Annotated in this window: 24 protein-coding genes; 14 read left to right on the top strand and 10 right to left on the bottom strand. The window is 64.4% G+C overall.

Translation table 11 applies throughout. The features are described 5' to 3' along the window. The first annotated feature begins 2 nt into the window (after positions 1 to 2). The 7 genes from ACNQFN_RS02455 (at position 3) to ACNQFN_RS02485 (ending at position 9200) form a co-directional block, all read left to right on the top strand. A complete protein-coding gene (locus tag ACNQFN_RS02455; RefSeq protein ID WP_418647837.1) occupies positions 3 to 1304 on the top strand; it encodes a PAAR-like domain-containing protein in 1302 nt (433 codons plus the stop codon). Then, a complete protein-coding gene (locus ACNQFN_RS02460) occupies positions 1304 to 2164 on the top strand; it encodes an ankyrin repeat domain-containing protein (RefSeq protein WP_418647838.1) in 861 nt (286 codons plus the stop codon). Before ACNQFN_RS02455 ends, ACNQFN_RS02460 begins: the two co-directional genes overlap by 1 nt. Before the next feature lie 48 nt (positions 2165 to 2212). After that, positions 2213 to 3058: an ankyrin repeat domain-containing protein gene (locus ACNQFN_RS02465; protein ID WP_418647839.1), complete on the top strand. Its 846-nt coding sequence runs from the start codon at positions 2213 to 2215 to the stop codon at positions 3056 to 3058. 125 nt (positions 3059 to 3183) lie between these two features. Continuing rightward, on the top strand, positions 3184 to 3831 hold the full coding sequence (locus ACNQFN_RS02470; protein WP_068639419.1) for a hypothetical protein: 648 nt from the start codon (positions 3184 to 3186) through the stop codon (positions 3829 to 3831). 23 nt (positions 3832 to 3854) lie between these two features. Continuing rightward, the gene (locus tag ACNQFN_RS02475; RefSeq protein ID WP_068639418.1) at positions 3855 to 4658 is read left to right on the top strand and encodes a hypothetical protein; all 804 of its coding nucleotides are present in this window, start codon (positions 3855 to 3857) and stop codon (positions 4656 to 4658) included. A 25-nt stretch (positions 4659 to 4683) separates the two neighbouring features. Beyond that, positions 4684 to 8649, top strand: coding sequence for an RHS repeat-associated core domain-containing protein (locus ACNQFN_RS02480; protein ID WP_418647840.1), 3966 nt, complete (start codon positions 4684 to 4686; stop codon positions 8647 to 8649). 11 nt (positions 8650 to 8660) lie between these two features. After that, complete coding sequence (locus ACNQFN_RS02485; protein ID WP_418647841.1) at positions 8661 to 9200, top strand: hypothetical protein; 540 nt, start codon at positions 8661 to 8663, stop codon at positions 9198 to 9200. 311 nt (positions 9201 to 9511) lie between these two features. Here the strand turns inward: ACNQFN_RS02485 and ACNQFN_RS02490 are convergent, their stop codons facing one another. The 5 genes from ACNQFN_RS02490 to ACNQFN_RS02510 all read right to left on the bottom strand — a co-directional run bounded on the left by ACNQFN_RS02490 (position 9512) and on the right by ACNQFN_RS02510 (position 14571). Beyond that, a complete protein-coding gene (locus ACNQFN_RS02490; RefSeq protein ID WP_418647842.1) occupies positions 9512 to 10531 on the bottom strand; it encodes a sulfate ABC transporter substrate-binding protein in 1020 nt (339 codons plus the stop codon). A 144-nt stretch (positions 10532 to 10675) separates the two neighbouring features. Beyond that, entirely contained in the window at positions 10676 to 11584 is a 909-nt protein-coding gene (locus tag ACNQFN_RS02495) for an ATP-binding cassette domain-containing protein (protein ID WP_418647843.1), read from the bottom strand. 37 nt (positions 11585 to 11621) lie between these two features. After that, positions 11622 to 12413 carry an aliphatic sulfonate ABC transporter permease SsuC gene (ssuC, locus tag ACNQFN_RS02500; RefSeq protein WP_068639183.1) on the bottom strand — a complete coding sequence of 264 codons (792 nt, stop codon included), beginning with the start codon at positions 12411 to 12413 and terminating at the stop codon, positions 11622 to 11624. 13 nt (positions 12414 to 12426) lie between these two features. Continuing rightward, positions 12427 to 13602 (bottom strand): FMNH2-dependent alkanesulfonate monooxygenase, encoded by a 1176-nt coding sequence (ssuD, locus tag ACNQFN_RS02505; protein WP_418647844.1) that lies wholly within the window; start codon positions 13600 to 13602, stop codon positions 12427 to 12429. Positions 13603 to 13614: 12 nt separating this feature from the next. After that, a complete protein-coding gene (locus ACNQFN_RS02510) occupies positions 13615 to 14571 on the bottom strand; it encodes a sulfonate ABC transporter substrate-binding protein (RefSeq protein ID WP_068639185.1) in 957 nt (318 codons plus the stop codon). 336 nt (positions 14572 to 14907) lie between these two features. Between ACNQFN_RS02510 and ACNQFN_RS02515 the strand changes: the two genes are divergently transcribed. The 4 genes from ACNQFN_RS02515 to ACNQFN_RS02530 all read left to right on the top strand — a co-directional run bounded on the left by ACNQFN_RS02515 (position 14908) and on the right by ACNQFN_RS02530 (position 17754). Further along, positions 14908 to 15456 carry a cytochrome b gene (locus ACNQFN_RS02515; protein WP_068639186.1) on the top strand — a complete coding sequence of 183 codons (549 nt, stop codon included), beginning with the start codon at positions 14908 to 14910 and terminating at the stop codon, positions 15454 to 15456. Between the two features lie 31 nt (positions 15457 to 15487). Next, on the top strand, positions 15488 to 16045 hold the full coding sequence (locus ACNQFN_RS02520) for a YceI family protein (protein WP_068639187.1): 558 nt from the start codon (positions 15488 to 15490) through the stop codon (positions 16043 to 16045). Positions 16046 to 16088: 43 nt separating this feature from the next. Next, the gene (locus ACNQFN_RS02525) at positions 16089 to 16667 is read left to right on the top strand and encodes a YceI family protein (protein WP_418647845.1); all 579 of its coding nucleotides are present in this window, start codon (positions 16089 to 16091) and stop codon (positions 16665 to 16667) included. 241 nt (positions 16668 to 16908) lie between these two features. Next, positions 16909 to 17754: an EAL domain-containing protein gene (locus ACNQFN_RS02530; protein ID WP_068639189.1), complete on the top strand. Its 846-nt coding sequence runs from the start codon at positions 16909 to 16911 to the stop codon at positions 17752 to 17754. Between the two features lie 117 nt (positions 17755 to 17871). On the opposite strand, the gene ACNQFN_RS02535 is transcribed toward ACNQFN_RS02530, so the two are convergent. Next, on the bottom strand, positions 17872 to 18705 hold the full coding sequence (locus ACNQFN_RS02535; RefSeq protein WP_418647846.1) for an EAL domain-containing protein: 834 nt from the start codon (positions 18703 to 18705) through the stop codon (positions 17872 to 17874). Between the two features lie 222 nt (positions 18706 to 18927). Between ACNQFN_RS02535 and ACNQFN_RS02540 the strand changes: the two genes are divergently transcribed. After that, positions 18928 to 20058: a trans-sulfuration enzyme family protein gene (locus tag ACNQFN_RS02540; RefSeq protein WP_068639191.1), complete on the top strand. Its 1131-nt coding sequence runs from the start codon at positions 18928 to 18930 to the stop codon at positions 20056 to 20058. Positions 20059 to 20136: 78 nt separating this feature from the next. On the opposite strand, the gene ACNQFN_RS02545 is transcribed toward ACNQFN_RS02540, so the two are convergent. The 4 genes from ACNQFN_RS02545 to ACNQFN_RS02560 all read right to left on the bottom strand — a co-directional run bounded on the left by ACNQFN_RS02545 (position 20137) and on the right by ACNQFN_RS02560 (position 22193). Continuing rightward, positions 20137 to 20478 carry a T6SS amidase immunity protein Tai4 family protein gene (locus tag ACNQFN_RS02545; protein ID WP_068639192.1) on the bottom strand — a complete coding sequence of 114 codons (342 nt, stop codon included), beginning with the start codon at positions 20476 to 20478 and terminating at the stop codon, positions 20137 to 20139. 268 nt (positions 20479 to 20746) lie between these two features. Next, positions 20747 to 21172, bottom strand: a complete 426-nt coding sequence (locus tag ACNQFN_RS02550) for a hypothetical protein (RefSeq protein ID WP_157659218.1) — start codon at positions 21170 to 21172, stop codon at positions 20747 to 20749. Continuing rightward, a complete protein-coding gene (locus ACNQFN_RS02555) occupies positions 21154 to 21633 on the bottom strand; it encodes a type VI secretion system amidase effector protein Tae4 (protein WP_418647847.1) in 480 nt (159 codons plus the stop codon). The genes ACNQFN_RS02550 and ACNQFN_RS02555 overlap by 19 nt, the downstream gene beginning before the upstream one ends. 143 nt (positions 21634 to 21776) lie before the next feature. Beyond that, positions 21777 to 22193: a hypothetical protein gene (locus ACNQFN_RS02560; RefSeq protein ID WP_157659219.1), complete on the bottom strand. Its 417-nt coding sequence runs from the start codon at positions 22191 to 22193 to the stop codon at positions 21777 to 21779. Between the two features lie 80 nt (positions 22194 to 22273). Here ACNQFN_RS02560 and ACNQFN_RS02565 point away from each other — a divergent pair, with 80 nt between their 5' ends. Both ACNQFN_RS02565 and ACNQFN_RS02570 read left to right on the top strand, forming a co-directional pair. Continuing rightward, positions 22274 to 23077, top strand: a complete 804-nt coding sequence (locus ACNQFN_RS02565) for an ABC transporter substrate-binding protein (RefSeq protein WP_418647848.1) — start codon at positions 22274 to 22276, stop codon at positions 23075 to 23077. A gap of 95 nt (positions 23078 to 23172) precedes the next feature. Then, positions 23173 to 23901: an amino acid ABC transporter permease gene (locus ACNQFN_RS02570; protein WP_418647849.1), complete on the top strand. Its 729-nt coding sequence runs from the start codon at positions 23173 to 23175 to the stop codon at positions 23899 to 23901. Positions 23902 to 23906: the final 5 nt, after the last annotated feature.

The raw sequence follows: 23906 nt of genomic DNA on the forward strand, positions 1-23906 counted from the left end.
CAATGGCCACCGAAGCCGCCGCCGCCAAGGACGCGGAGTTCATCCTGGTCTGCCTCCTGCCCGACGTATGCCTGACCCCGAACAGGAAAGGCAAGCCGGTGCCCTATCCCATCACCCATGACATGGGTGAAAGCAAGCAATGCTCGCCCAACGTGTTCTTCCGCGGCAAACCCGCCTACCTGCACGAAGAAAGCTACGTCGATAACGTCAAGGGCGACGAACCCGGCGGCGGCAAAGGCGTGGTCTCGCGCACGCACGTCAAGATCAGCCGCAGCGAGCAGTACAGCCACAATGTCTTCGTCAACGGCCGGCATCTGGTACGCACGGGCGACAAGGTCTGGATGAACCGGGCCGAACCGGGCGATGCCGGCGGCAGCGCCGCAGCCTCGGGCAAGAAAGCCCGTTGGGAATGCCGCCAGGGCCAGATCGCCGCCGCCAGGGACAAACTGTCGGAACTGCCCGACGGTGCCGACAAGGATCGCCTGCAAGCGGCCGCCGACCGTTTCGAGCGCAACAATGTGGCGGTGGAGCATGCCCGGCTTTCACGGGCTGTTTACGGTCCCGATGGCACAGCACCCGAGGGCTGGATCAACATCAGCGACAATCCGGAGAAATTACGGCAATACGGCTTGGAAACCGGAGATCTTCAGATCGAGGACTCCAATTTCCGGGCTCAGGTGTATGAACCCGATCCGGCAGTATTCGGCAACGATATGAAGCCGACCGTTGCTTTCAAAGGCACTCAGAATGGTGAGGACTGGAAGAATAATCTTGCGCAGGGAGTCGATATGCACTCGGACTACTATATGCGTGCCACCAGGATCGGATCGAAGATTGAACGGTCTGGAGCAACAGTTGATATCGCCGGCCATTCCCTGGGCGGCGGGCTGGCTTCTGCCGCTTCGCAGGCCAGCGGCATGCCGGCCACGACCTTCAATGCCGCCGGGCTGCACGGCAATACGGTGGAGCGTTATGGTGGTACGGTGCGCCAGACGGACATCCAGGCCTACCGCGTCGCTGGCGAGATTCTGAGCGGCGTTCAGGAGCCGGGCTGGGGTGGCACTGCCACCGCGGCAAGCGCTGGTCTTGCGCTGGGCGGCGTCAAGGGGGCCGCGATCGGCGCGCTGGCGCGGTGGGGGCTCGCCGCCTTGATGCCTGATGCAGTGGGTACGCCTCACGTATTGGAGGGCACAGGCCTGAATCCCATCGACCGCCACGGCATGGAGCAGGTCATCGACGGCATCGAAGCCCAGAAATCTGAAGACCAGCAAACCATCGCCTCGGCAACCGGAAAGATATGCTGATGAAAAAAACACACGTTTCAACACTCCTGCGCCCGGCATCGTGGTTGCGCAGAACCTGGCTGGCCTGGGGCGCGAGCACGCTGCTCACCGCCTGCCTGCCCGCCATCGGTCAAGGAAACCGTTTCATGAGCAAGAAATATCGCGCCGAAGAATTCTTCAAGGGCCATTACCTGCTGATGGCCCAGGCCATCGAGCACAACGACATTGCCCGGCTGAAGCAACTGGCACAGGGGCAGGACCTTGGGCTCAAGGGCGACAAGGACATGGACCTGATGTGGTTCGCCATCCTGCAGGAAAACTTCGATGCCATCACGGCGCTGGTGGCGCTGGGCGTCAACCCGGACAAGCAGACGGCAAAAGGCATTGGCAGCGCGTTGGAGTTCACTTTTATGAAGCATGATGACACGCGCTATCTCAAAGCCATGCTCGACGGCGGTTTGTCACCCAATCATCGGCATCCACGGCAAAAAATGATGCTCGAACGTGGGGTGTTTGGCGGTCTGGAGCACGTCAAATTGTTGCTGCAGCGCGGCACCCGTATCAATGACCGAAACAGCATCGGCGGAACAGCTTTGGATGAAGCTATCAGCATAAGAGCTCCCGATATTGCAATTTACCTAGTGCGACAAGGTGCGGATTTCAATACTCACTGGACCAATGGCGCCTCTACCACTTGGGGTGTTCATTTGGCCGTCAACGGCACGCGCCCCGGCAATCCTATCCATACCCAATTCCTGGAACTGCGCGATCTGTTGATCAGCAAAGGCGCCAAATGGCCGCCGGACTCCCCCATCGAAGTGCGCGACCAGATGCGCGCACGGGGCGAGAAACCTGATGTCCCGCCCGGCCAGCCACGCTGAACGCCCCACGGAAGACATCCAGGCCCGGCAACCCGAAAAAACATGCGGATGAAACCCTTTCCCTTTCCGACGCTGTGGCTGCGCAGAACTTGGCTGGCCTGGGGCGCGAGCATGCTGCTCACCGCCTGCCTGCCCGCCATCGGTCAAGGAAACCGTTTCATGAGCAAGAAATATCGCGCCGAAGAATTCTTCAAGGGCCATTACCTGCTGATGGCCCAGGCCATCGAGCGCAATGACATCGCCCGCCTGAAGCAACTGGCACAGGGGCAGGACCTTGGGCTCAAGGGCGACAAGGACATGGACCTGATGTGGTTCGCCATCCTGCAGGAGAACTTCGATGCCATCACGGCGCTGGTGGCGCTGGGCGTCAATCCGGACAATCAGGTCGCCCAGGGTTTGGGTAGCGCGCTGCATATAGCGTTCATGAAACATGATGACATCCGCTATCTCAAAGCCATGCTCGACGGCGGTTTGTCACCCAATCACCGGCATCCGCGGCAAGAAATGATGCTGCAGCGCGGGGTATCTGGCGGCCTGGAGCACGTCAAGCTGCTCCTGCAGCGCGGTACCCGTCTCAATGACCGAGATAGCATTGGCGGAACAGCTGTAACCGAAGCCGTTAGCAGAGCAAAACCCGACATTGCCATCTATCTGGTGCGGCAAGGCGCGGATTTCAATACTCACAAGACCAACGGGGTATCGGTGGCGTGGTCTGTGCATCTATCCGTTCAAGACATGCGCCCCGGCAACCCCATCCATACCCAATTCCTGGAACTGCGCGACCTGCTGATCAGCAAAGGCGCCAAATGGCCGCCGAACTCCCCCATCGAAGTGCGCGACCAGATGCGTGCGCGTGGCGAGAAACCTGCCGTCCCGCCCGGCCAGCCACGCTGAACGCCCCACGGAAGACATCCAGACCCGGAAATCCGAAGACCGCCCAAGTATCCCATCTGCAACCGGAAAATTTCCGGACAAGGAAACACCTTTTTCCACGCGTTTTTTTAGACAGTGAGCACTGCATGATCCACCGCCTTTATCTCAAATATGCCGTCATTCATGCCTTCATGCTCCTGGCGACCCTGGGGGCGGTTGCTCATGCACAGTCCGCCGGTATCCTTCAGGAGCCGCCCGCCAGCATCCAGTTTTCCGGCCGGGGCTATCATCTGGCCTGGCAGTCGAACCCGATACCTGATTACGTCAAGTACGAGTATCTGCCCGAAGGGCAGCGCTTGCCCCGCTATCAAGACATGCTGTTGCTGGAATTGCTCACCAATGGCCTCACCGTGGCCGAAGTCGTGCGCAAACAACTGGACTTCCTGCGCCAGCGCGAGGGAAGCGATCCGGTGTTCCAGCACAGGATTCTGGCCAATGAGCGCACCGGCGAATTCCTGCTGGACTTCACCCTCAGCGCCGAGGACCCGGAGAACGGAAAGATCATCGAATGGAACGCCTACCGCTATATTCCGCATCGCGCTGCGGACGGCAAGCAAGGTGTGCTGCTCTACGGCTACAGCAGGCGATCCTACGGGGACGAGGAGGGGCTGGCGTTTCTGCATGACCTGAAGGAAAGAACGCCGCGGGACATCCAGGCACTGGGCTCGGCCAGCATTCCGGTGCCAGGTGATGGCAGCCGGCCTTCAGGCAGCACAGGTTCCGCGGAACGATAAGGCACACCGCCCAGAGAGCCGTCATGTCCGGAACCACCGTCTTTGCCCATGCTCCCGTCGCCCTGCCCAATGGCACTGCCGTCGCGATCGACGCGCTGGAAAGCGGCGTACTGCTGGAAACCTTCGATCCGCAAACTCCGCAAGCAACACTGCTGAGCGAGACCCTGAGCTACGAGCAGTATGCACAATTGCGGGCGGACAATCCCGGCATCGCCTATCCGGAGCTGAGCAAGCCCGATCCCGACAGCCAGGGCGGCGGTGGCGGCAAGGAGGCCGCGCAGCAGGGCCGCATCCATCCCAACGGCTATCCTCAGCCCGGCCCCGTCGCCAACACCAACGGCATCATCGTGCCCAAGACGGAAACGGCCGCTCAGGGGGCGGGGAGCAATCCCTCCGGCGGAGCCGAAACCGAAGCAGAACAAGGCTGGTGGAAGAGCTGGGGTTCGGGCGTCCTGCATGGCGCGCTGGACATTGCCGGGCTGCTGCCCGGCCTCGGCGAAATCGCCGACCTGGCCAACGCGGCCATCTATGCAGCCGAAGGCGATTACGCCAATGCGGGCATCAGCGCCGCGGCGGCCATCCCCTTTGCGGGCTGGGGCGCCACTGCGGCCAAGGCGGGCAAGCGCGTGGGGGATGCCGTAGACGCCTCGCGCACGGCCAAGGCGGGTGCGGAAGCCGGCGCCAAGGCCGGGCGCCAGGGCGCGGAGGCCGCAGGCAACGCCGCCGCCAAACGTGCCGACGGCACGCCCTCCGGTGGCGGCAGGGTGGACGGCAACGGCAATGCCAACCCCAACAACGGCAAGGCGGACAAGCCCTGCGCCTGCTGACCCGACCCAAGTACGAGGACGAACCATGAGTACCACGCCGCCCGGCGTTCAACTTGCGACCGGCGCCTGCGTGCTGCAAGGCGAGGACGAGCTCGACTTCATGCTCGACGGCAGCTTTGCGCTGCACTGGCAGCGCACCTACCTTTCGCACAACGCCACCTGCGGCCTGCTCGGCCAGGGCTGGACGGTGCCGCTGTCGTTTGCGCTGGAACGTGCCGCCGACCACCTGCTGTTCGTCGACCTGCAAGGCCGGCGCACACGGTTTCCGCTGCTGCAGGTGGGCGAGGAATTCTTCTCCCGCTACGAGCACACCACCCTGCGCCGCACCGGCAGCGACGCCTATGAGCTGGCCACGTCCGACGGACTGCGCCTGCTGTTCGCACCGCTGGCCGATGGCCAGGCCGTCCTGCCGCTGCAGGCCATGCTCGATGCCAACGACAACGGCGTGCATCTGCAATACGGTCCGCACGGCCTGCCGCTGGTACTGCAAGGCACGGACGGCTACCGGCTCGGCTTCGCCTACGACCTCGCCCTTGCCGCCACCGCCCGCCTGGTGGAAGTCCAGCGCCTGCATGGCGAACCCGACGCCAACGGCCGTTATCCCACCCATGCCCGGCAGTTGCTGGTGCACTACCGCTACAGCGCCGAGGGCAACCTGGCCGAGGTGCACGACGGGGCGGGCCGGTGCTGCCGCAGCTTCGAGTACGCCGGCCACATCCTCACCGGCCATCGCCAGCCCTCGGGGCTCACCGCCCGCTATGCCTGGTCGGCGCACCAGCCCCATGGGCAGGTCCTGTCAATGCAGCTGTCCTCCGGCCGCCGCTGGCAACTGCACTACGATGCCGCCGCGCGCAGCACCCGCGTCCTCGAACAGGCCGAAGGGCTCGCGCGCACCAGCACCCATTACTTCGATGCGGACCATCACCTCGTCGCCCTGGTCGATGCGCTGGGCGGCACCACGCGCATCGAACGCGATGAATTCGGCCACATCCTTGCCCACACCGACCCGCAAGGCGGCACCACCCGCTACACCTACGATGCGCGCGGCAACGTGCTCGGCATCACCGGGCCCGACGGTGCCACCGACACCCTGCAGTGGGATGCCCGGCTGCGCAAACCCACCGCCGTCACCGACGCGCTCGGGCACACCACCCGCCACGACTACGATGCACGCGGCAACCTGCTGCGCAGCACCGCCGCCGACGGCGGCCAGACAACATATGAACGGGACGCGCGCGGCCTGCCCGTGGCCATCGTCGATGCCCGTGGCGGGCGCAAGACGCTGGCCTGGGACGCGGCCGGCCGGCTGCTCGCCTACACCGACTGCTCCGGCCACACCACCCGCTACGCCTGGGACATGCACGGCAATCTCGTCGCCGTCACCGATGCGCTGGGCCAACGCACAGCCTACACCTACCGCTTCATCAACCGCCAGGCCCGCCTGAGCCGGCTCGACCTGCCCGACGGCAGTTGCGAGCGCTTCGCCTACGATGCCCAGGGGCGGCTGACCGCCCATCACGATGCCCTCGGCCACACCACCTTCTATCGGCTCGACAGCGATGGCCGTCCGCTGGCGCGCACCGATGCCCTGGGCCACCATCTGGACTACCGCTACGACGGCTTCGGCCGCCTGCTCACACTGCGCAACGAGAACGGCGCCCACTACCGCTTTGCCTGGGATGCGCTCGACCGCTTGAGCGCCGAACAAGGGTTCGATGGCCGGCGCATCGACTACCGCTACAGCGCTGCCGGCCACCTGCTGGAAGCGGCCGACGGCGTGCCGGTGGGCGCGCCGCTGCTCGGACGCGGCTGCGCCGGGGTGCTGCGCACCCACTATCGGCGCGATGCCGCCGGCCGCCTGCTGGAAAAGCGCGCCGTCAAGCTCGGCGCCCGCGCGCTGCGCACCCGCTACGCCTGGGATGCCGCCGGCCAGCTGGTCCTGGCGCGCAATGCCTTCGCTCGCGTGCAACTGGCCTACACCGCCACCGGCCAGATCGCCTGTGAGCAGACCCGCAGCCGCTTCGGTCCGCACACGCAACTGCTGCACCGCTACGACGCGCTGGGCCAGCGCATCGCCACCACCCTGCCCGACGGGCGCATCCTCAACACGCTCACCTATGGCTCGGGCCATGTGCACCAGATCAACCTCGACGGCGAGGTGCTGTGCGACTTCGAGCGCGACGCCCTGCACCGCGAGGTGTGGCGCAGCCAGGGCGCGCTGCACAGCCGCTACGCGCTCGACCCGCTCGGCCGCCTGCTCGCCAGCCAGGCCGGCACGGCCGAATCACCTGCCCCCGCAGGCGCGGCGCAGCCGCACAAGGCCGCCAGTGCCAGCACCGGCCAGCGCATCGCCCGCCGCTACCGCTACGATGCCGCCGGCCAGTTGCTCACGCTCGACGATGCCCGCCTGGGCCTGACCCGCTACCGCTACGACGCCCTTGGCCGCCTGCTCGCGGCCCGCACACCCACCCAGGAAGAGCGCTTCGCCTTCGATCCCGCCCACAACCTGATCGAACCCGGCGCCGATGCCCCGGCCACCACCGCAGCGCCCGCCCCCTGGGGCCACGAGGACTGGGCCGAGCACGTGCGTACGCACCTGCCCAATCCGCACTTCAACCCCCTGGGCACTGCGGATGACGGCCACGACCCCCGGCAATGGCCGGGCAGCCAGGGCAAGCGCCTTGCGGTCTGGCAGGAACACCGCTACGCCTACGATGCCTGGGGCAACTGCATCGAGAAAAAGAGCGGCAAACACCGGCGCCAAACTTTCCACTGGGATGCCGAGCACCAACTGGCTGCCGTGGGCATCGACGACGCGCGCCAGGAAGGGCCGCACTACTGGGCCTATGCCTACGACCCCTTCGGCCGGCGCATCGCCAAATGGCGGACGGCGCAAGCGCAGCACCACCGGCGCCCCGCGCCCGACGCGATCACCCACTTCACCTGGGACGGCAACCGCCTGCTGGCCGAGCAGCGCCCCGCGCGCCATCCGCGCATGCCGGCACAGGCACGGCACACCCTGTATCTCTACGAGCCCGACAGCTTCGTGCCGCTGGCCCAGGTCACCACCACCGGCCCCTGGCCAGAGGACGCACGAGACCTGCCCGACATCACCCAGGCCAGCCAGCGCCTGCAGCAGCAATACCCCGAAGCCTGGGCCGCCAACGTGCTGCCGCTGCAGCGGCGCATCGCGGCGCGACTCAAGCACGGCCTGCCTCAGGCACCGAAAAAACCGGCGCCCACCGCCCAGGTGCTGTACTACCACACCGACCACCTCGGCACCCCGCGCGAACTGACCGACACGGACGGCCACATCGTTTGGGAAGCCCATTACAAGGCCTGGGGCGGCACGCGGCACATCGAGTATCCACCGGTCCTGCACACGTCCGCCGACGGCAACACCGTGCGGCAGTACTGGATCGAACCGCTGCGCCATGAACGCCCGGTGCAGAACCTGCGTTTCCAGGGGCAGTATTACGATGAGGAAACGGGGCTGCATTACAACCGCTTCCGGTACTATGATCCGGATATCGGGCGGTTTGTCAGTCAGGACCCGATTGGGCTTTACGGAGGATATAACCTTTATCAATATGCACCTAATCCGACGGGATGGGTAGATCCTTTTGGGTTAACGGGGGCAAACACAACATGGAAAGGGCCAAACGTACCAGGAGGCTCACAAACAGGATTGAGTACAGGAGAGGGAGGTAAGGGAATTACAAACCCTGCTGTTGATCAAGCTTACAAAAAAGTACCTGCGGATATTCAACCTCCCTTTCATGGGTTGTGTGCGGAGGCGGATGCGCTGAGCAAAGGAGCCAATGCAGCCGGAGTAAATACGGTGGAGGAGCTCAAAGAATTGGCCAAGGATTCCACTATGGATACTCAGCGAAATGACAAAAAGGGGAAGCCAATGGTCGGCTGCCCATCTTGTGCACACGTCATGAGTGAGCTTGGCATCATCGATCTGGCCAAGTGTGCAGGCAAATAACAGGATTAATCATGGCGGAATTGAACAGAGTGGATGTGGTGGAAATCAAGAAATTAGAAAAAGAGTTTAATATTAATGAGATTTCCTATGGGGACATGCATAATCTATTGTACGAATTTATTATTATGGTGCTCTTGCCCAGCGAGTGCTTGGTACGGAAAAGTTTTCCTGAAAAGCTGATGCAAGCGGTCAGGTTATTTACAAAAAAATACAAAATGTATATTAATGGACAAATTAGCCACCAAGAAGCCAAGGCGCAATGGCTGCGAATTCGAGAAATTGCTAATGAGTTTTATTCGGAAAGCCCCCCAAAGGATATTGATGAATTCATGATGCTGATCTTGATGATTCCTAATAGTGAGGTATTGGAAAAGGAGTTTAAAGGCGGCTACGAAATGGGCGATTATTTAACACCAAATTTATATCGTTCAAGGGCGCTTTGTGGTGATGAGTTTTGCCTAAAGACAGCAGATTTCATCAGGCATCACCCCTTGATGCAAAAGTATAGATGGTCCAACTTTCCGGATGTAAACTTGGAAGAGAATGATTGATGCGTTGCTCATTCTTCTCTTGGTCGTCTGGCCGAAGCGAGGGCCGATCATGCAAGCAAAAGTGACAGCGGCAAGAACTCTCCAAACCCTTGTGGGTAAACGCCACAAGCCTTAAACCATCACCCACTTCACCTGGGACGGCAACCGCCTGCTGGCCGAGCAGCGCCCCGCGCGTCATCCGCGCATGCCGGCACAGGCGCTGCACACCCTGTATCTCTACGAACCCGACAGCTTCGTGCCGCGCTCCGGGCGGGCGACGAGGACTGGGCCGAGCACGTGCGTACGCGTAAGCTCCGGCCCTGTCGCGGTGTTCAGCGCCTCTCGATGATCTGGTCGTAGATGCCGCCGTCGGCGAAGTGCGTTTTCTGCACTGCCGGCCAGCCGCCGAGTTTTTCATCCACGGTGAAGGTGCGGATCGGCGGGAACTTGTCTGTGTTCTGCGCCAGCACCGCGGCGTCGCGCGGACGGAAGTTGTGCTTGGCGATGATCGCCTGCCCTTCGGGCGAGAACAGGAACTCCAGGTAGGCTTCGGCGGCCTTTGCCGTGCCGCGCTTTTCGGTCACCGACTTCACCACCGCCACCGGTGCCGAGGCGTCGATCGAGATCGACGGATAGACCACGTCGAACTTGTTGTCGCCGAGTTCGCGGGCGATCAGGATGGCCTCGTTCTCGAAAGTCACCAGCACGTCGCCGACGTCGCGCTGGGTGAAGGTGGTGGTGGCGCCGCGGCCGCCGCCGTCGAGCACTGGCACGTTGGCGAACAGCTTGCCGACGAATTCACGTGCGCCGGCCTCGCTGCCGGTCTTGTCGAGCGCGTAGCCCCAGGCTGCCAGGTAGGTGTAGCGGCCGTTGCCCGAGGTCTTGGGGTTGGGCACGATCACCTGCAGGCCGTCGCGGGCGAGGTCGTCCCAGTCCTTGATGTTCTTCGGATTGCCCTTGCGCACCAGGAAGACCGAGGTGGTGGTGTAGGGCGTGGCTTCGTGCGGCAGGCGCTGGCGCCAGTCGGCCGCGACCAGGCCGCCGCGCTCGACCAGGATGTCGATGTCCGGCGACTGGTTCATCGTCACCACGTCGGCATCGAGGCCGGCGGCGACCGACAGCGCCTGCTTGCTCGAGCCGCCGTGCGACTGGTTGACGCTGACGGGCTCGCCGCCCTGGGCCTTCCAGTGCGCGGAAAATGCGGGGTTGATGTCCTTGTACAGCTCGCGCGACACGTCGTAGGACACGTTGAGCAGCGTGATGTCTGCGAGCGCGGCGGATGCCGACACCGACAGGACGAGTGCGGCCAGGATGCCGCGGACGGCGTTCGGTTGGCGGGAGGAAGTATTCACTGAGGGCTCCGGAGACTGGTGATGTGCGGGCGAGTCTAGGGATGGCGCACCTACAGCGGAAATAATGAAAGTAGCGTTGCTTATTCGATTTTCTGCTATCGGGCATCTACTCCCGGGATTGCCCCCCGGCCCGGCGCGGCCGGCTCAGGCTGCCCAGCGCCATTGGATGAAAGGGGCAGCGGCGGGAGCAGGGGGCGGCGTCTCCTCCTGCGGCGGATGTTGCAATATCCGCCGCAGCACCCGGTCTTCCAGTACGGTGAAGCCGGCGCTGGTCCGGTCGCGCGGGCGTTCGAGCGCAATCCGCAGATCGAGCGCGGTGCTGCCGTCTTCGATCAGCAGCACGCGGTCGGCCAGCGCGATGGCTTCGGAGACGTCGTGCGTGACGAGCAGCGCGGTGAAGCCTTGTTCGCGCCACAGCCGTTCGATCAGCGCGTGCATCTCGATGCGGGTGAGGGCGTCGAGTGCGCCCAGCGGCTCGTCGAGCAGTAGCAGGCGGGGCTTGTGCACCAGTGCGCGCGCCAGCGCGACGCGCTGGCGCTGGCCGCCCGACAGGCGTGCCGGCCACTCGTCGGCGCGGTCGGCGAGGCCGACGTCGGCCAGCGCGGCGAGTGCCGCTTCGCGTCGTTCCCGTGCCGAGCCGGGCAGGCCGAGGGCGACGTTGTCGGCCACGCTCTTCCACGGCAGCAGGCGCGCGTCCTGGAACATCAGGCGCAGTTCGTCGTGGGTCTCCAGCAGCGCCTGGCCGTCCAGCGCGATGCTGCCCTCGCTCGGCGCCTCGAGCCCGGCGAGCAGGCGCAGCAGCGTGCTCTTGCCGCAGCCGCTGCGGCCGACGATGGCGATGAATTCGCCGGCGGCGACGTCCAGGTCGATCGACGACAGCACCGTGCGCGCGCCATAGGCCTTGCCCAGCCCGCGCAGCGCGATGGGCACGCCGCTGTCGCGTGGCGGGCCGGGTTCCGCTTCGCTGCGGGCCGGTTCGGCCGGCGGCACGGGTTGGCCGAGCGCGACTTGTTCGCCGAGTTCGGCGAGTTCCTTCAGGTTGATGAAGCCCATCGGCTGTTCTCCGGGTCGTGAGGATGTGAAGCGCTGTCTAGGCGCCGGCATAGGCGTTGTTCCAGCGCAGCAGGCGGCGTTCGAGCAGCCGGGCGGCGACGTCGGCCAGCTTGCCGAGTACCGCGTACAGCAGGATCGCCAGCACGACGACGTCGGTCTGCAGGAATTCACGCGCGTTCATCGCCATGTAGCCGATGCCGGAACTGGCGGCGATGGTTTCGGCGACGATCAGCGTCAGCCACATGAAGCCCAGCGAGTAGCGCACGCCGACCAGGATGTTGGGCAGCGCGCCGGGCAGGATCACGTGGCGGAACAGCGCCCAGCCCGACAGGCCGTAGGAGCGGCCCATCTCCACCAGCGCGGCGTCGACCGAGCGGATGCCGTGGAAGGTGTTCAGATACACCGGGAAGAACACGCCGAGCGCGACGAGGAAGAGCTTGCCGCCCTCGTCGATGCCGAACCACAGGATCACCAGCGGGATCAGCGCCAGGTGGGGCACGTTGCGCACCATCTGCAGCGTGGTGTCGAACAGGTTCTCCGCGACGCGCCAGCAGCCGTTGATCAGGCCGAAGAAAAAGCCGATGCCGCTGCCGATGGCGAAGCCGATCGCGGCGCGGGCGAAGCTGGCCTGCAGATGGGTCAGCAGTTCGCCCGAGCTTGCCAGCGCCCACAGCGCGGCCAGCACGGCGGAAGGGGCCGGCAGGATGCGTGTCGACAGCCAGCCGGTCTGGGCGGCGATCTGCCAGCTGGCGAGGATCGCGGCCGGCACCAGCCAGGGGCCGATGCGGCCCGGCCAGCCGGCGCGCGAGGTGTCGTTCGAATGTGCCATGGATGTGCTCCCTTCAGCTTTGCGCCGCCTTGGGAGCCTGGGCGTAGCCGATGATCTCGCCGATCGGCGCGACGCGGCGGCGGGCGGGCTGGTGCGCGTCGTTGGCGGGGGCGTCGCGGCCGGCCAGGCTCAGGTGCGGGAACACCAGCTCGGCGAAGCGCCAGGCCTCTTCCAGATGCGGATAGCCCGACAGCACGAAGGTGTCGGCGCCCAGCGCGGCGTATTCCTCGATACGCTCGGCGATGATCTTGCCGTCGCCCACCAGCGCGGTGCCGGCGCCGCCGCGCACCAGGCCGACGCCGGCCCATAGGTTGGGCGCGACTTCGAGCTTGCTGCGGTCGCCGCCGTGCAGCGCGCGCATGCGGCGCTGGCCTTCCGAATCCATCTTGCCGAGCGACTGCTGTGCGCTGGCGATGGTGTCGTCGTCGAGCTGGCTGATCAGTTCTTCCGCCGCCTGCCAGGCCGCGGCCTCGGTTTCGCGCGGGATCACGTGCAGGCGCATGCCGAAGCGCACCTGGCGGCCCTCCTTCTCGGCGCGCCGCCGCACGTCGGCGAACTTGCGCGCCACTTCCGACGGTGGCTCGCCCCAGGACAGGTAAAGCTCGACGTGCCTGGCCGCGGTGTCGTGCGCCCGGTTCGACGAGCCGCCGAAATACAGCGGCGGATGCGGCTGCTGCACTGCGGGGAAAAGCAGGCGGGCGTCCTTCACCTTGACGTGCCTGCCGTCGTGATCGACCCGTTCGCCGGCCAGCAGCCGCTTCCAGACTTCGAGGAATTCGTCGGCGTGCTCGTAGCGCTCGTCATGGCCGAGGAAGATGCCATCGGCTTCGAGGTCGGAGGTGTCGCCGCCGGCCACCAGGTTGATCAGCAGGCGGCCGTCCGACAGGCGATCGAAGGTCGCGGCCTGGCGTGCCGCCACTGTCGGCGAGGTCGTCGCCGGGCGCAGGGCGACGAGGAACTTGAGCTTGCGGGTCACCGGAATCAGGCTGGACGCCACCACCCAGGCGTCCTCGCAGGCGCGCCCGGTGGGAATCAGCACGCCGCCGTAGCCGAGGCTGTCGGCAGCCTGCGCGATCTGTTTCAGGTAGTCGTGATCTACTGCGCGCGCGCCCAGCGAGGAGCCGAGATAGCGCCCGTCGCCGTGGGTGGGGAGGAACCAGAAGATGTCGAGTGGCTTGCGTATGCTCATGACGGGTTTCCTTTAGTGCGCGGGGCGCCACACGACCGAAGCCACGTCGAGCTTCTTCGGGATCAGCTTCAGTTCGGCCAGGGTGTCGGCCATCCGCTGCTGGTGGCGGATCACCTCGTCGCTCAGCGGCTTCACGCCGTAGCCGTAGCGCGATATCGAGACTTCGGCGATCTCGACCGGCAGGCCGATCTGAGGCGCGACGATGGCGGCGGCTTCCTTCTGGTTCCGGCCGACCCACTCGCCGGTCTCGTTGATGGCTTCGAGCGCCGAAGCGAGCACCTGGGGATGCTTCTGCGCGAAGGGCCGCGCGGCGATGTAGAAGTTGTAGTTGTTGGCGATGCCGGTACCGTCGGCCAGGATGCGGGCGTCGACCTGCGCTTCGGCAGCTGCGCCGAACGGGTCCCAGATCACCCAGGCGTCGAGCGAGCCGCGCTCGAAGGCGGCGCGGGCGTCGGCCGGCGGCAGGTAGGCGACTTCGACGTCGCTGTATTTCAGATTGGCCGACTCCAGTGCCCTGACCAGCAGGTAATGCACGTTGGAGCCCCGGTTCAATACCACGCGCTTGCCCTTGAGATCGGCCAGTGTCCTGATCGGCGAATCCTTCGGTACCAGGATCTTCTCGGCCCGCGGCGCCGGTGGCTCGTTGCCGAAATACACCAGGTCGGCGCCGGCCGCCTGCGCGAACACCGGCGGCGTCTCGCCGACCACGCCGATGTCGATGCTGCCGACGTTCAAGCCTTCGAGCATCTGCGGCCCGGCGGGGAATTCGGTCCACGTCACCTTGACGCCTTCGGCTTTCAGGCGTGCTTCGAGATTGCCGCGCGCCTTCACGATCGACAGCGTGGAGCCTTTCTGCCAGCCGATGCGGATCGCCGGCGAATCGGCAAGGGCGAGGGGGGATGACAGCGACAAGGGGAGGGAGGCGGCGGCGAGCAGCCCCTTCAGCGCGGAACGACGAGTGACGATCATGGTCGGATGCCTCGGAATGGAAACAGGATGAGAGGACGGAAAAGCCGGCATTCGCCGCCGGCCGGTGGCGCAATGAGGCCACGTCGCCGTCCGGTCGCGAACGAAGAAAATCCGCGCTGTTTATTCGGGGCAAGCTGGATTGCTTAGCGGAATTCGAGCTTTGCCGGTGCTGAAAGGGACGGAGCGCTGCTTGAGGCGCGCACGTTGGGGAATTGTTCCGTTTTCAGCAACGATCATTCTTTGGAATCCGTCTTTTTTATTGGCGAAGATATCAATAAAGTCGGGTTTCCGCTGCCGCCTGGACCCTGGGTTCAGGCAAGCCACAGGAATCGAGCCATGAGCACACCGACGAACACACGCTACACCGCCACTGCCCAAGCCCTGCACTGGGGCATTGCCGTGCTGATCTTCGGCATGCTCGGCGTCGGCTTCTACATGACCGGCCTGCCGCTGTCGCCCACCAAGCTGCAGATCTATTCGTGGCACAAGTGGGCTGGCGTCACCATCTTCCTGCTGGTGCTGTTCCGCCTGGCCTGGCGTATCGGCCATCGCCCGCCGGAACTGCCGCAGCACATGGGCGCGATCGAACGTTTCGCCGCGCATGCCGGTCATCTTCTGCTATACGTGCTGATGTTCGCGATTCCGCTGTCCGGCTGGCTGATGAGTTCGGCCAAGGGCATCCAGACGGTATGGTTTGGCGTGCTGCCGCTGCCCGATCTGCTGGACAAGGACAAGGCGCTGGGCGACCTGCTGCAGACCGTGCATCTGAGCCTGAACCTGATCCTGATCGCCGTGCTGCTCGGCCACATCGGAGCAGCGCTGAAACACCATTTCTTCGACAAGGACGACGTACTGACGCGCATGCTGCCGCGCCACCGTTCGTGAATTCCACCCCGACTTCAGAGGATTGCCTATCATGAAACGTTTTGCACTCGCACTGTTCTCGACGCTCGCCTTCGCCTCCGCCGCCCATGCGGCCGAATACGGCAAGGTGCTGGCCGAGCAGAGCCGGATCGGCTTCGGCTACCAGCAGATGGGGGTGTCGATGGACGGCAGCTTCAAGCAGTTCGACGGCCAGCTCCGCTTCGACCCCGCCGCACCGGAAGCGGCCTCGGCCGTCGTCGAAGTCGAACTCGCCAGCATCGACACCGGTAGCGACGAAGGCGACGAGGAAGTCGCAGCCAAGACCTGGTTCAATACCGCTGCCTTCCCCAAGGCACGTTTCGAATCCACCGGCGTCAAGGCGCTCGGCGGCAACAACTACGAAGTGGCGGGCAAGCTGACGATCAAGGGCACGACCCGCGACGTCGTCGTCCCCGCGACCTTCACCGAGCAGGGCGGTACCGGCGTGTTCGACGGTACGCTGACGATCAAGCGCGGCGACTTCTCGGTGGGTGAAGGCGCCTGGAAAGCCTTCGACATCGTTGCCAATGATGTCAGCATCAACTTCCGCATCGCTGCTGCCGCACAATGAGTTGCATGAGTTCCTGTACTTTCCAACCGAGGAGAACCAATCCATGAAGCATATCGCCAAGCTCGCCGCCGTCCTGGCCGTTTCCGCCGCTGCCGCCACCCCGGTGCTGGCCGCGCCGCAGACCTACACCATCGACAGCACGCATACTTTCCCGAGCTTTTCGTACAGCCACTTCGGCATGTCGACCCAGATCTCGAAGTTCGACAAGACCACCGGCACTGTCACGCTGGACAAGGAAGCGAAGACCGGCGCGGTCGACATCACCATCGACATGAAGTCGGTCAACACCGGCTACGAAACCTTCAACGAGCACATCCAGGAGGCGGATTTCTTCGATACCGCCAACTACCCGACCGCCACCTTCAAGTCGACCAAGGTCAACTTCGAAGGCGACAAGCCGGTGAGCATCGAAGGCGATCTGACGATCAAGGGCGTGACCAAGCCGGTTACGCTGCAGGTGACGCATTTCGCCAACATGCCGCACCCGATGATGAAGAAGGACGCGATCGGCGCCAACGCCACCACGGTGGTCAAGCGCAGCGAATTCAACGCCGGCAAGTACGCACCCAACGTCGGCGACGAAGTGACGATCAGCATCAGCCTCGAAGCCATCCAGAACTGAGTTTCGTGTTGCGGGCGCCTCTACGACGAGGCGTCCGTGTGCCGTGACGGCGCTACGGCCGCAGGCCATGCCGGCATTGCGCCGCATGCATGGCGCCAATGGGCCGATTGCCCGCACATCCCGCCTTAATCGCAGGCGATGGATTTCTAAGCCGTTTTTCTTCGTTCGTTTTCCGCCGCGGATGCGCGAGCATCCGGCCTCGTACCGCTTCTTCAAGCTGGCAGAGGACGGAGGAAGGCACATGAACGACCACAGGCTGTTGCAGAGCCCGCTCGCCGAGCGGGCCCGCGCTTTCCTCGACCAGCTGCCGCTCGAACGCGAGGGCGGCAAGCAGTTGCGCCGCCTGCCGGAAGGCGGCGTGGTCGGCGACTGGTTCGGCTGCCAACTGTCGAGCGTGTTCCAGCCGATCGTGCCGCCGTCGGCGGACGGCATCTTCGGCCATGAGGCCTACCTGCGCATCCTCGGCAGCGGCGAGCGCGCGCTGTCGCCGTGGACGCTGTTCTCGGCCAATGCCGACGACGGCCGCCTGGTCGCGCTCGACCGCCTGGCGCGCACCGTCCATGCGCTGAATTTCCTGTCCTCGGTCGAAGGCGACGGCCTGCTCTTCCTCAACGTGCATGGCCGCCTGCTGGCGGCGGTCGGCGGCGATCACGGCGCGGCTTTCCGCAAGGTGCTCGACGCCCTCGGCCTGCCGCCCGAGCGCGTCGTCATCGAAACCCCGCTCGAAGCCAGCAGCCAGCCCGAACTGCTGGGCTTCGTGCTGCGCAATTACCGCAGCAACGGCTTCCAGGTGGCGATCAACGTCGATTCGCCGGCGCAGTGGCAGTCGCTCGCCAGCCGGGTGCCGGCCCAGTTCGTCAAGATCGACAATGCCCACCTATTTTTCGCCGACGACTGGCGCAAGCGCCTGGACTGGCTGGCGGGCCTGCGCGAAGGCGCGACCATCATCATCACCCGGCTCGAGCACAGGCTCGAAGGCGATCTGCCCGACGGCCTGCTGCTGCAGGGCTACGCCTACGGCCTGCCGGCGCAGCGCGCGGCGATCACGCGCGCCGAGCGCTACGTGCTGGAACGCTTCGCGCGCTGAAGCGCCTCGCGCCACAGCGTGGTGTCGAGCCTGGATGGCGAGGCTCAACCCCCGTCCGGGGCGGTGGCCGGACGCGAAAGCGCTGCCGCTGAAGCCGCGCAGTTCGCCTGCCGCCACTCAGGCCGCGACCGGGACGCGGCGCGGCCTGGCGATCGGCCTGCAATCCAGCGCCGGCCGCCCGATCAGGAAGCCCTGCAGCCAATCGACACCGAGTTCCTTCGCGTGCTGGAGCTGTTCGGCGTTCTCGATGTGCTGGCCGACGACCTGCATGCCGCGGCGGCGGATTTCGGCGACCAGCGCTGCCGCGATGTGTGCGGCCGGCGCGGGGGGGCGGGACAGGCTGCGGTCGAGCTTGACGATGTCGGGCGCGAGCGCTTCGAGCCGGCCGAGTTCGGACGAATGGCGGCCGAAGTTGTCCAGCGCGATGCGATAACCCCGTTCCTGGTATTCGGCGATGGCGGCGGCCAGCGGCGCCGGCTCGGAGAGGCCGTCGTCGGCCAGTTCGAGCACCACCCGGTCGGGCGTCAGTCCGCAGCGCGACAATACGCTCTCGAATACCTGCCCGTGCCGGTCGGGCACCGCGCGGACGAGCCGCGGGTGGACGTTGAGCGCCAGGATGCCGCCGGCCTGCCCGCGCTGCAGCAGGAAGTTCAGCGCGTGGAGGGTGCGCACCAGGCGGTCGAGCCGCACCAGTGCCTCGTCGGTGCGCGCATCGAGGAAGACCGCCTGCGCGGGCAGTGCCCGTCCGCTGCCCCAGGCCTGCAGATGGGCTTCATGGCCGAGCACCCGGCCGCCGCGTTCCGCCAGCGGCTGGAACAGGCTGCCGAGGATGTGGCCGGCGAAGCGGGCATATACGCGCTGGCCATCGAATTCGAGGGTGTCCTCCTCGGTGCCGGCGCGGGCGAATTGCCTGCGCTTGTTGAAGTAATGCACCAGTTCGGTCAGGGGCACGGCGGTCTCCAGGGCTTGCGGGGGGCGGAATTCGGACGATCAGGGCCGTCACCTTAGCGGCAGGAAAGGGATCGGCAAACCAAGATTTCATGCGATCGTTATGCATGGACGCCGCCTCCGGCGCGGCGGGCGCGCTTGGCTTGCGCCGGGCGACGCGCTAGCCTGTCGCGCCTGCGCTTGCGCAATCTGGCCGCGCCGCGGCGATACCGACAGGAACCCGACATGAGCTCACTCGAAACCCTCACCGTGCATGGCCTCGGCCGTGTCGCCGAGCCCTACCGCGACATCGTGCCGCCCATCCATCTCGCCAGCACCTTCGAGCGCGCGGCCGACGGCAGCTATCCGGGCGGGCGGCTGTATGCGCGCGACGGCAGCCCGGCCTACATCGAGGCGGAAGAGGTGCTGCGCCAGCTCGAAGGCGGCGCGCAGGCGCTGCTGTTCGCCTCCGGCCATGCCGCGGCGACGGCGGTGCTGCAGGCGCTGGATGCGGGCGACCGCGTCGTCGCGCCGCGCTCGATGTACTGGGCGCTGCGCAAGTGGCTGCTGGACCTGGCCGGGCACGGCCACATCCAGCTCGCGTTCTACGACAACACCGACATCGACGGCCTGCGCGCGCAGCTCGCCGCGGCGCCGACCCGCCTGCTGTGGATCGAGACGCCCGCCAACCCGACCTGGGAAGTCACCGACATCCGCGCTGCGGCCGCGCTCGCCCGTGAGCAGGGAGCGATGACCGTGGTCGATTCCACCGTGGCGACGCCGGTGCTGTGCCAGCCGCTGGCGCTCGGTGCCGACATCGTCATGCATTCGGCCACCAAGTACCTCAACGGCCATTCGGACGTGGTGGCCGGGGCGCTCGTCACGCGCGAGGATTCGCCGCTGTGGCAGCGCATCCGGGTCATGCGCAACCTCGGCGGCGGCATCCTCGGGCCGTTCGAGGCCTGGCTGCTGCTGCGCGGCATGCGCACCCTGCACCTGCGCGTGCGCGCCGCCTGCGCCAATGCGCTGCGGCTCGCCACCGAACTCGAAACCCATCCCGCCATCGCGCAGGTGCTGTACCCCGGCCTGCCCTCGCATCCGGACCATGCGGTCGTCGCGGCGCAGATGCGCGGCGGTTTCGGCGGCATGCTGTCGATCCGCCTGAAGGACGGCGAGGCCAAGGCCCGCGACGTGGCCGCGCGCGTGCAGGTGTTCAAGCGCGCGACCTCGCTCGGCTCGGTGGAAAGCCTCATCGAGCACCGCGCCAGCGTCGAAGGGGAAGGCAGCCGCTGCCCGCCGGATCTGTTGCGGCTGTCGGTGGGCATCGAGCCGGCGGACGATCTGCTGGCCGACCTGGTGCAGGCGCTGGCGGGCTGAAGGCACCGCAGCTCATTGATAGCGCTTCTTGCTCGCCGGATATCCGGCGTGCGCCGCGCGATTGGTGCTGCCTGGACGTCAGGGACGGTTATTCGTTGCCGGCGAGACCGGCGAGCCGGCTGCCTCTTCGGCTTGCGCACGCAGTCTTGTTTCCAGTTCCGTCTGGTAGCGCCGTACGATGTCCTGCAGTTCGGCGCTGTACATGAGATCCACGCATTTCATGACGGTCAGCTCCGTATCGGCGTGCTTGCCGAGATAGCTTTTCTGCAGATACCGCTGCGCCAGTTGCTGCGCTTCGCAGTAGGCCTCCGCATCGTATGCCCCAAGTTCGACATAGCCCCCGGCTGCGGCCAGCGCTTCGCGCTCAATTGGCTGTCGGGGAAAGCCTTGTGCCAGGCAGGTGCTCAAGGCGTAATTCACGAGATGCTGCGCCGGCGTATAGGAAGAGGATCTCGCGTGGACGGATGTATCCGTCTGCGCCGACGGCGCTTGCGCCTGGCCATGGGCAGGAATGGCCGTAAACATTGCCGGCCATGAGGAATATGTTCAGTCCAGAAGCCATGGATACGCCTCTTGGAGTACCAACGGTGCAGTTGTGCATGACGAGACGGGATTAAGCTCGTCACGGAGATTTTCCCAACTCCCGGCTTCCGTAATCAATGTTACTCCAGCCTTGATCGCCATGTGCTTAGTTGCATCTTAATCTGTATTCTTCTGTGTCAAGCCATGAATCAGGTGATTTGCAGGGGTCATGTTTTTCATAGATGGCACGAACATCTGCGGAGTTACTGAGATCAATGCACTTCATCAGGATATTTTGGGTTTCATCTTTGCTGCGATAGTCCTTGTCCAGCCAGTTTCTTACTGTGGCGCGTAAATCATCGTATGCATCAGGGGATATGTTCGAGAACTCTCTGTAGCCATTGATTGCCTGGCTGAATTGATCGGTAAAATAGCCGGATTTTTCTTTGTAACCCATCCCCAGACACATCGACAGAGATGTGTTCTCAAACAGCGTTATTTCTTTGGCGTTCTTGAATGCATGCTCTCCGGTGCTGTGAGCTGTCGTCCAGAAAACAAGGGCTGTTGCTCCAATCAGTTTTCTAATATCCATACGTGCACCCTTTTCGCCTCTGAAAAATAGCATTGATCGGAGCAGTTGACGCCATTCCAAATGGTGGCATGGCCACTTGAATCGACCCACTGGCTAACCTCAAAAACCACGATTCCTTTGTGTTTTGCCAGTTTCGATGCCGTCGGGTCGTCAATAACATAATCGGGTTCGCCAAATTTTCTCTTCAAATATTGAATGAGTGTCGAAACCCTGAAAATATACCAATTTCCATTTTCTCCGGATACTGTCTGGCCTGCAATGGAGGGAATTCTGTATCCTGTTTTATTCAATACATAACTCAATCTAATCGCGCAGGCGTTCTCGAATCGACCTTCTTCTTTGGTAAGCTTGTTAATGTTGTAATCGAATTTTCCGCCGATGAAAGATCCAACTTCGGATACCGATTTATTGACGTCGCTAAATGCGTAGAATGCCTGAGATAGTGTTGGTCTATTCCCCATGTCGTCCTCTTTGAATCAAGTTTTCCGCATGGCGGAAAGCTTCGACCGGTGGCCGCGAGCGTAGCGAATCAGGCTGGCTCCAGGCGTCCCGTCGAATCAGGCTTCGGGATCGTCGGATATAGTGATACCCGCTGCTCCGGCTGTTATTGACCATCGATAACAAGCGGTTGGTCGGGGAGCGAAGGAATCGTGCCGGCCGCCGACACGGCGGCTTGAGCGTCGCTGCTTCGCGTGGAAGTGACTAGATCGACCATCCCGTTGTGCTTTTGTGCTGAAACCGGGGAGAATAATCCGCGAGCATGATGAATGCAAGTTGGAAGATTCTTGGAAAACCGATGCGCGCGAGGCTTCGTGGCATGCTGACACAAATTTTTAGTCGGCCATGAAGTATTCAGTTTTTCGCAGCTCTCCGCCTGCTCTCGATAGACGTGCCACTTGCCGTCGGCTCCTGACGAGCTTGTCCAGCTTCCATTGACGGCCTGCTGGCCGACCTGATGCAGGCGCTGGCGGGCTGAAGGCGCCGGCACGCATATCGATATCACTTCTTGTTCGTTGGACATCCGCGGCGCGGCGCTTAATCTCGCCTCGCTCGCCGGCGCCTGCCGGCGTCATGTTCCGCAATGCAAATGGAGTTCCCGACATGAAGAAACTGCGCCTGGCGACCCTGGTCGCCCTGTCCCTGCTGTCCGGCCTCGCCCAGGCCGACCGTCTGGACGACATCAAGAAGAACGGCGTGCTGCGCGTGGCTGCTTTCGACAGCAATCCGCCGTTCGGCTTCATCGATCCGCAGACCCGCCAGATCGCCGGCCTGGACGTCGATTACGCCAGGGAGCTGGCGGACCGGCTCGGCGTGAAGCTCGAACTGGTGCCGACCAACCCGGCCAATCGCATTCCGCTGCTGGCCGCCAACAAGGTCGACATCGTGCTGGCCAACTTCACCATTACCGAAGAGCGTGCCAAGCAGGTCAATTTCAGTATTCCCTATTTCGCCTCGGGCCAGCAGTTCATCGTCCGCAAGGGCACGCTGGCTTCGCCGGACCAACTCGGCAAGCTGCGCATCGGCGTGGACAAGGGCACGACCAACGAAATCGTGCTGCGCGAGAAATACCCGACCGCCACGCTGGTCGCCTACGACGACACCCCGTTCGCCTTCACTGCGCTGCGCAACGGCAACGTCCAGGCGATCACGCAGGACGGGCCGAAGCTGGTCGGCCTGCTCGCCAACGTGCCGGACAGGGAAAAGTACGAGATTCCGCCTTTCTCGATCTCCGACGACCTGATCGGCGCCGGCCTGCCCAAGGGCGAAACGCGCCTGACCGAGTTCGTCAATGATTCGCTGCGCGAACTGGAAGCCAGCGGCCGGGCGCAGGCGATCTACGACACCTGGTTCGGTCCCGACTCCAGGACGCCGCTGGCCCGCATCTTCCGTATCGGTGACAAGTAAGCTGCCGCCGCTTCTTCTGCTTCCGCCCCCGCCCGCCTCGCTGGCCGGCGGGGGCGTTTCCATTGCCGGTTTCCGCCACGCCATGCCTGCCGACCATGCTCGATGAACTGCTCGCACCGAAATACCTGGGCTGGCTGATCGGGGGCTTCGGCGTCACGCTGCTGCTGTCGGCGCTGGTGTCGGTCGCCGCCAGCGTGCTCGGCCTTGGCCTGTGCCTCGCCCGCGTCGCGCATTCGCCGCTGTGGTCGTGGCCGGCGCGCGCCTGGCTGTCGGTGTTCCGCAACACGCCGCTGCTGGTGCAGTTGTTCTTCTGGTACTTCGGCGCCAGTGCGCTGATGCCGGAGAAACTGCTGATCTGGCTGAACACGCCGCATGAGTGGGACCTCAAGCTGTTCGGCGTGCGCTGGCCGTCGTTCGAATACCTCGCCGGCTTCTTCGGCCTGACGCTGTATACCGCAGCCTTCATCGCCGAGGAATTCCGTTCCGGCGTGCGCGGCGTACCCGCCGGTCAGGTCGCCGCCGCGCAGGCGCTGGGCTTCACGCCGCTGCAGGTGTGGCTGAACGTGGTGATGCCGCAGGCCTTCCGCATCTCGCTGCCGCCGCTGCTCGGCCAGTATATGAACGCGGTCAAGAATTCCTCGCTGACGATGGCGATCGGGCTGGCCGAGCTGTCCTATGCGTCGCGCCAGGTCGAGACCGAGACCTTCAAGACCTTCCAGGCCTTCGGCATCGCCACCACGCTGTACATCGCCACCATCATCGTCATCGAACTCGCCGGGCAGTGGCTGCAGCGCAGGAAGCCGGCGCCCGGCGCGAGTCACTGAGAGCG

The sequence above is a fragment of the Thauera butanivorans genome, from assembly GCF_048398245.1.
GTDB lineage: Bacteria > Pseudomonadota > Gammaproteobacteria > Burkholderiales > Rhodocyclaceae > Thauera > Thauera butanivorans.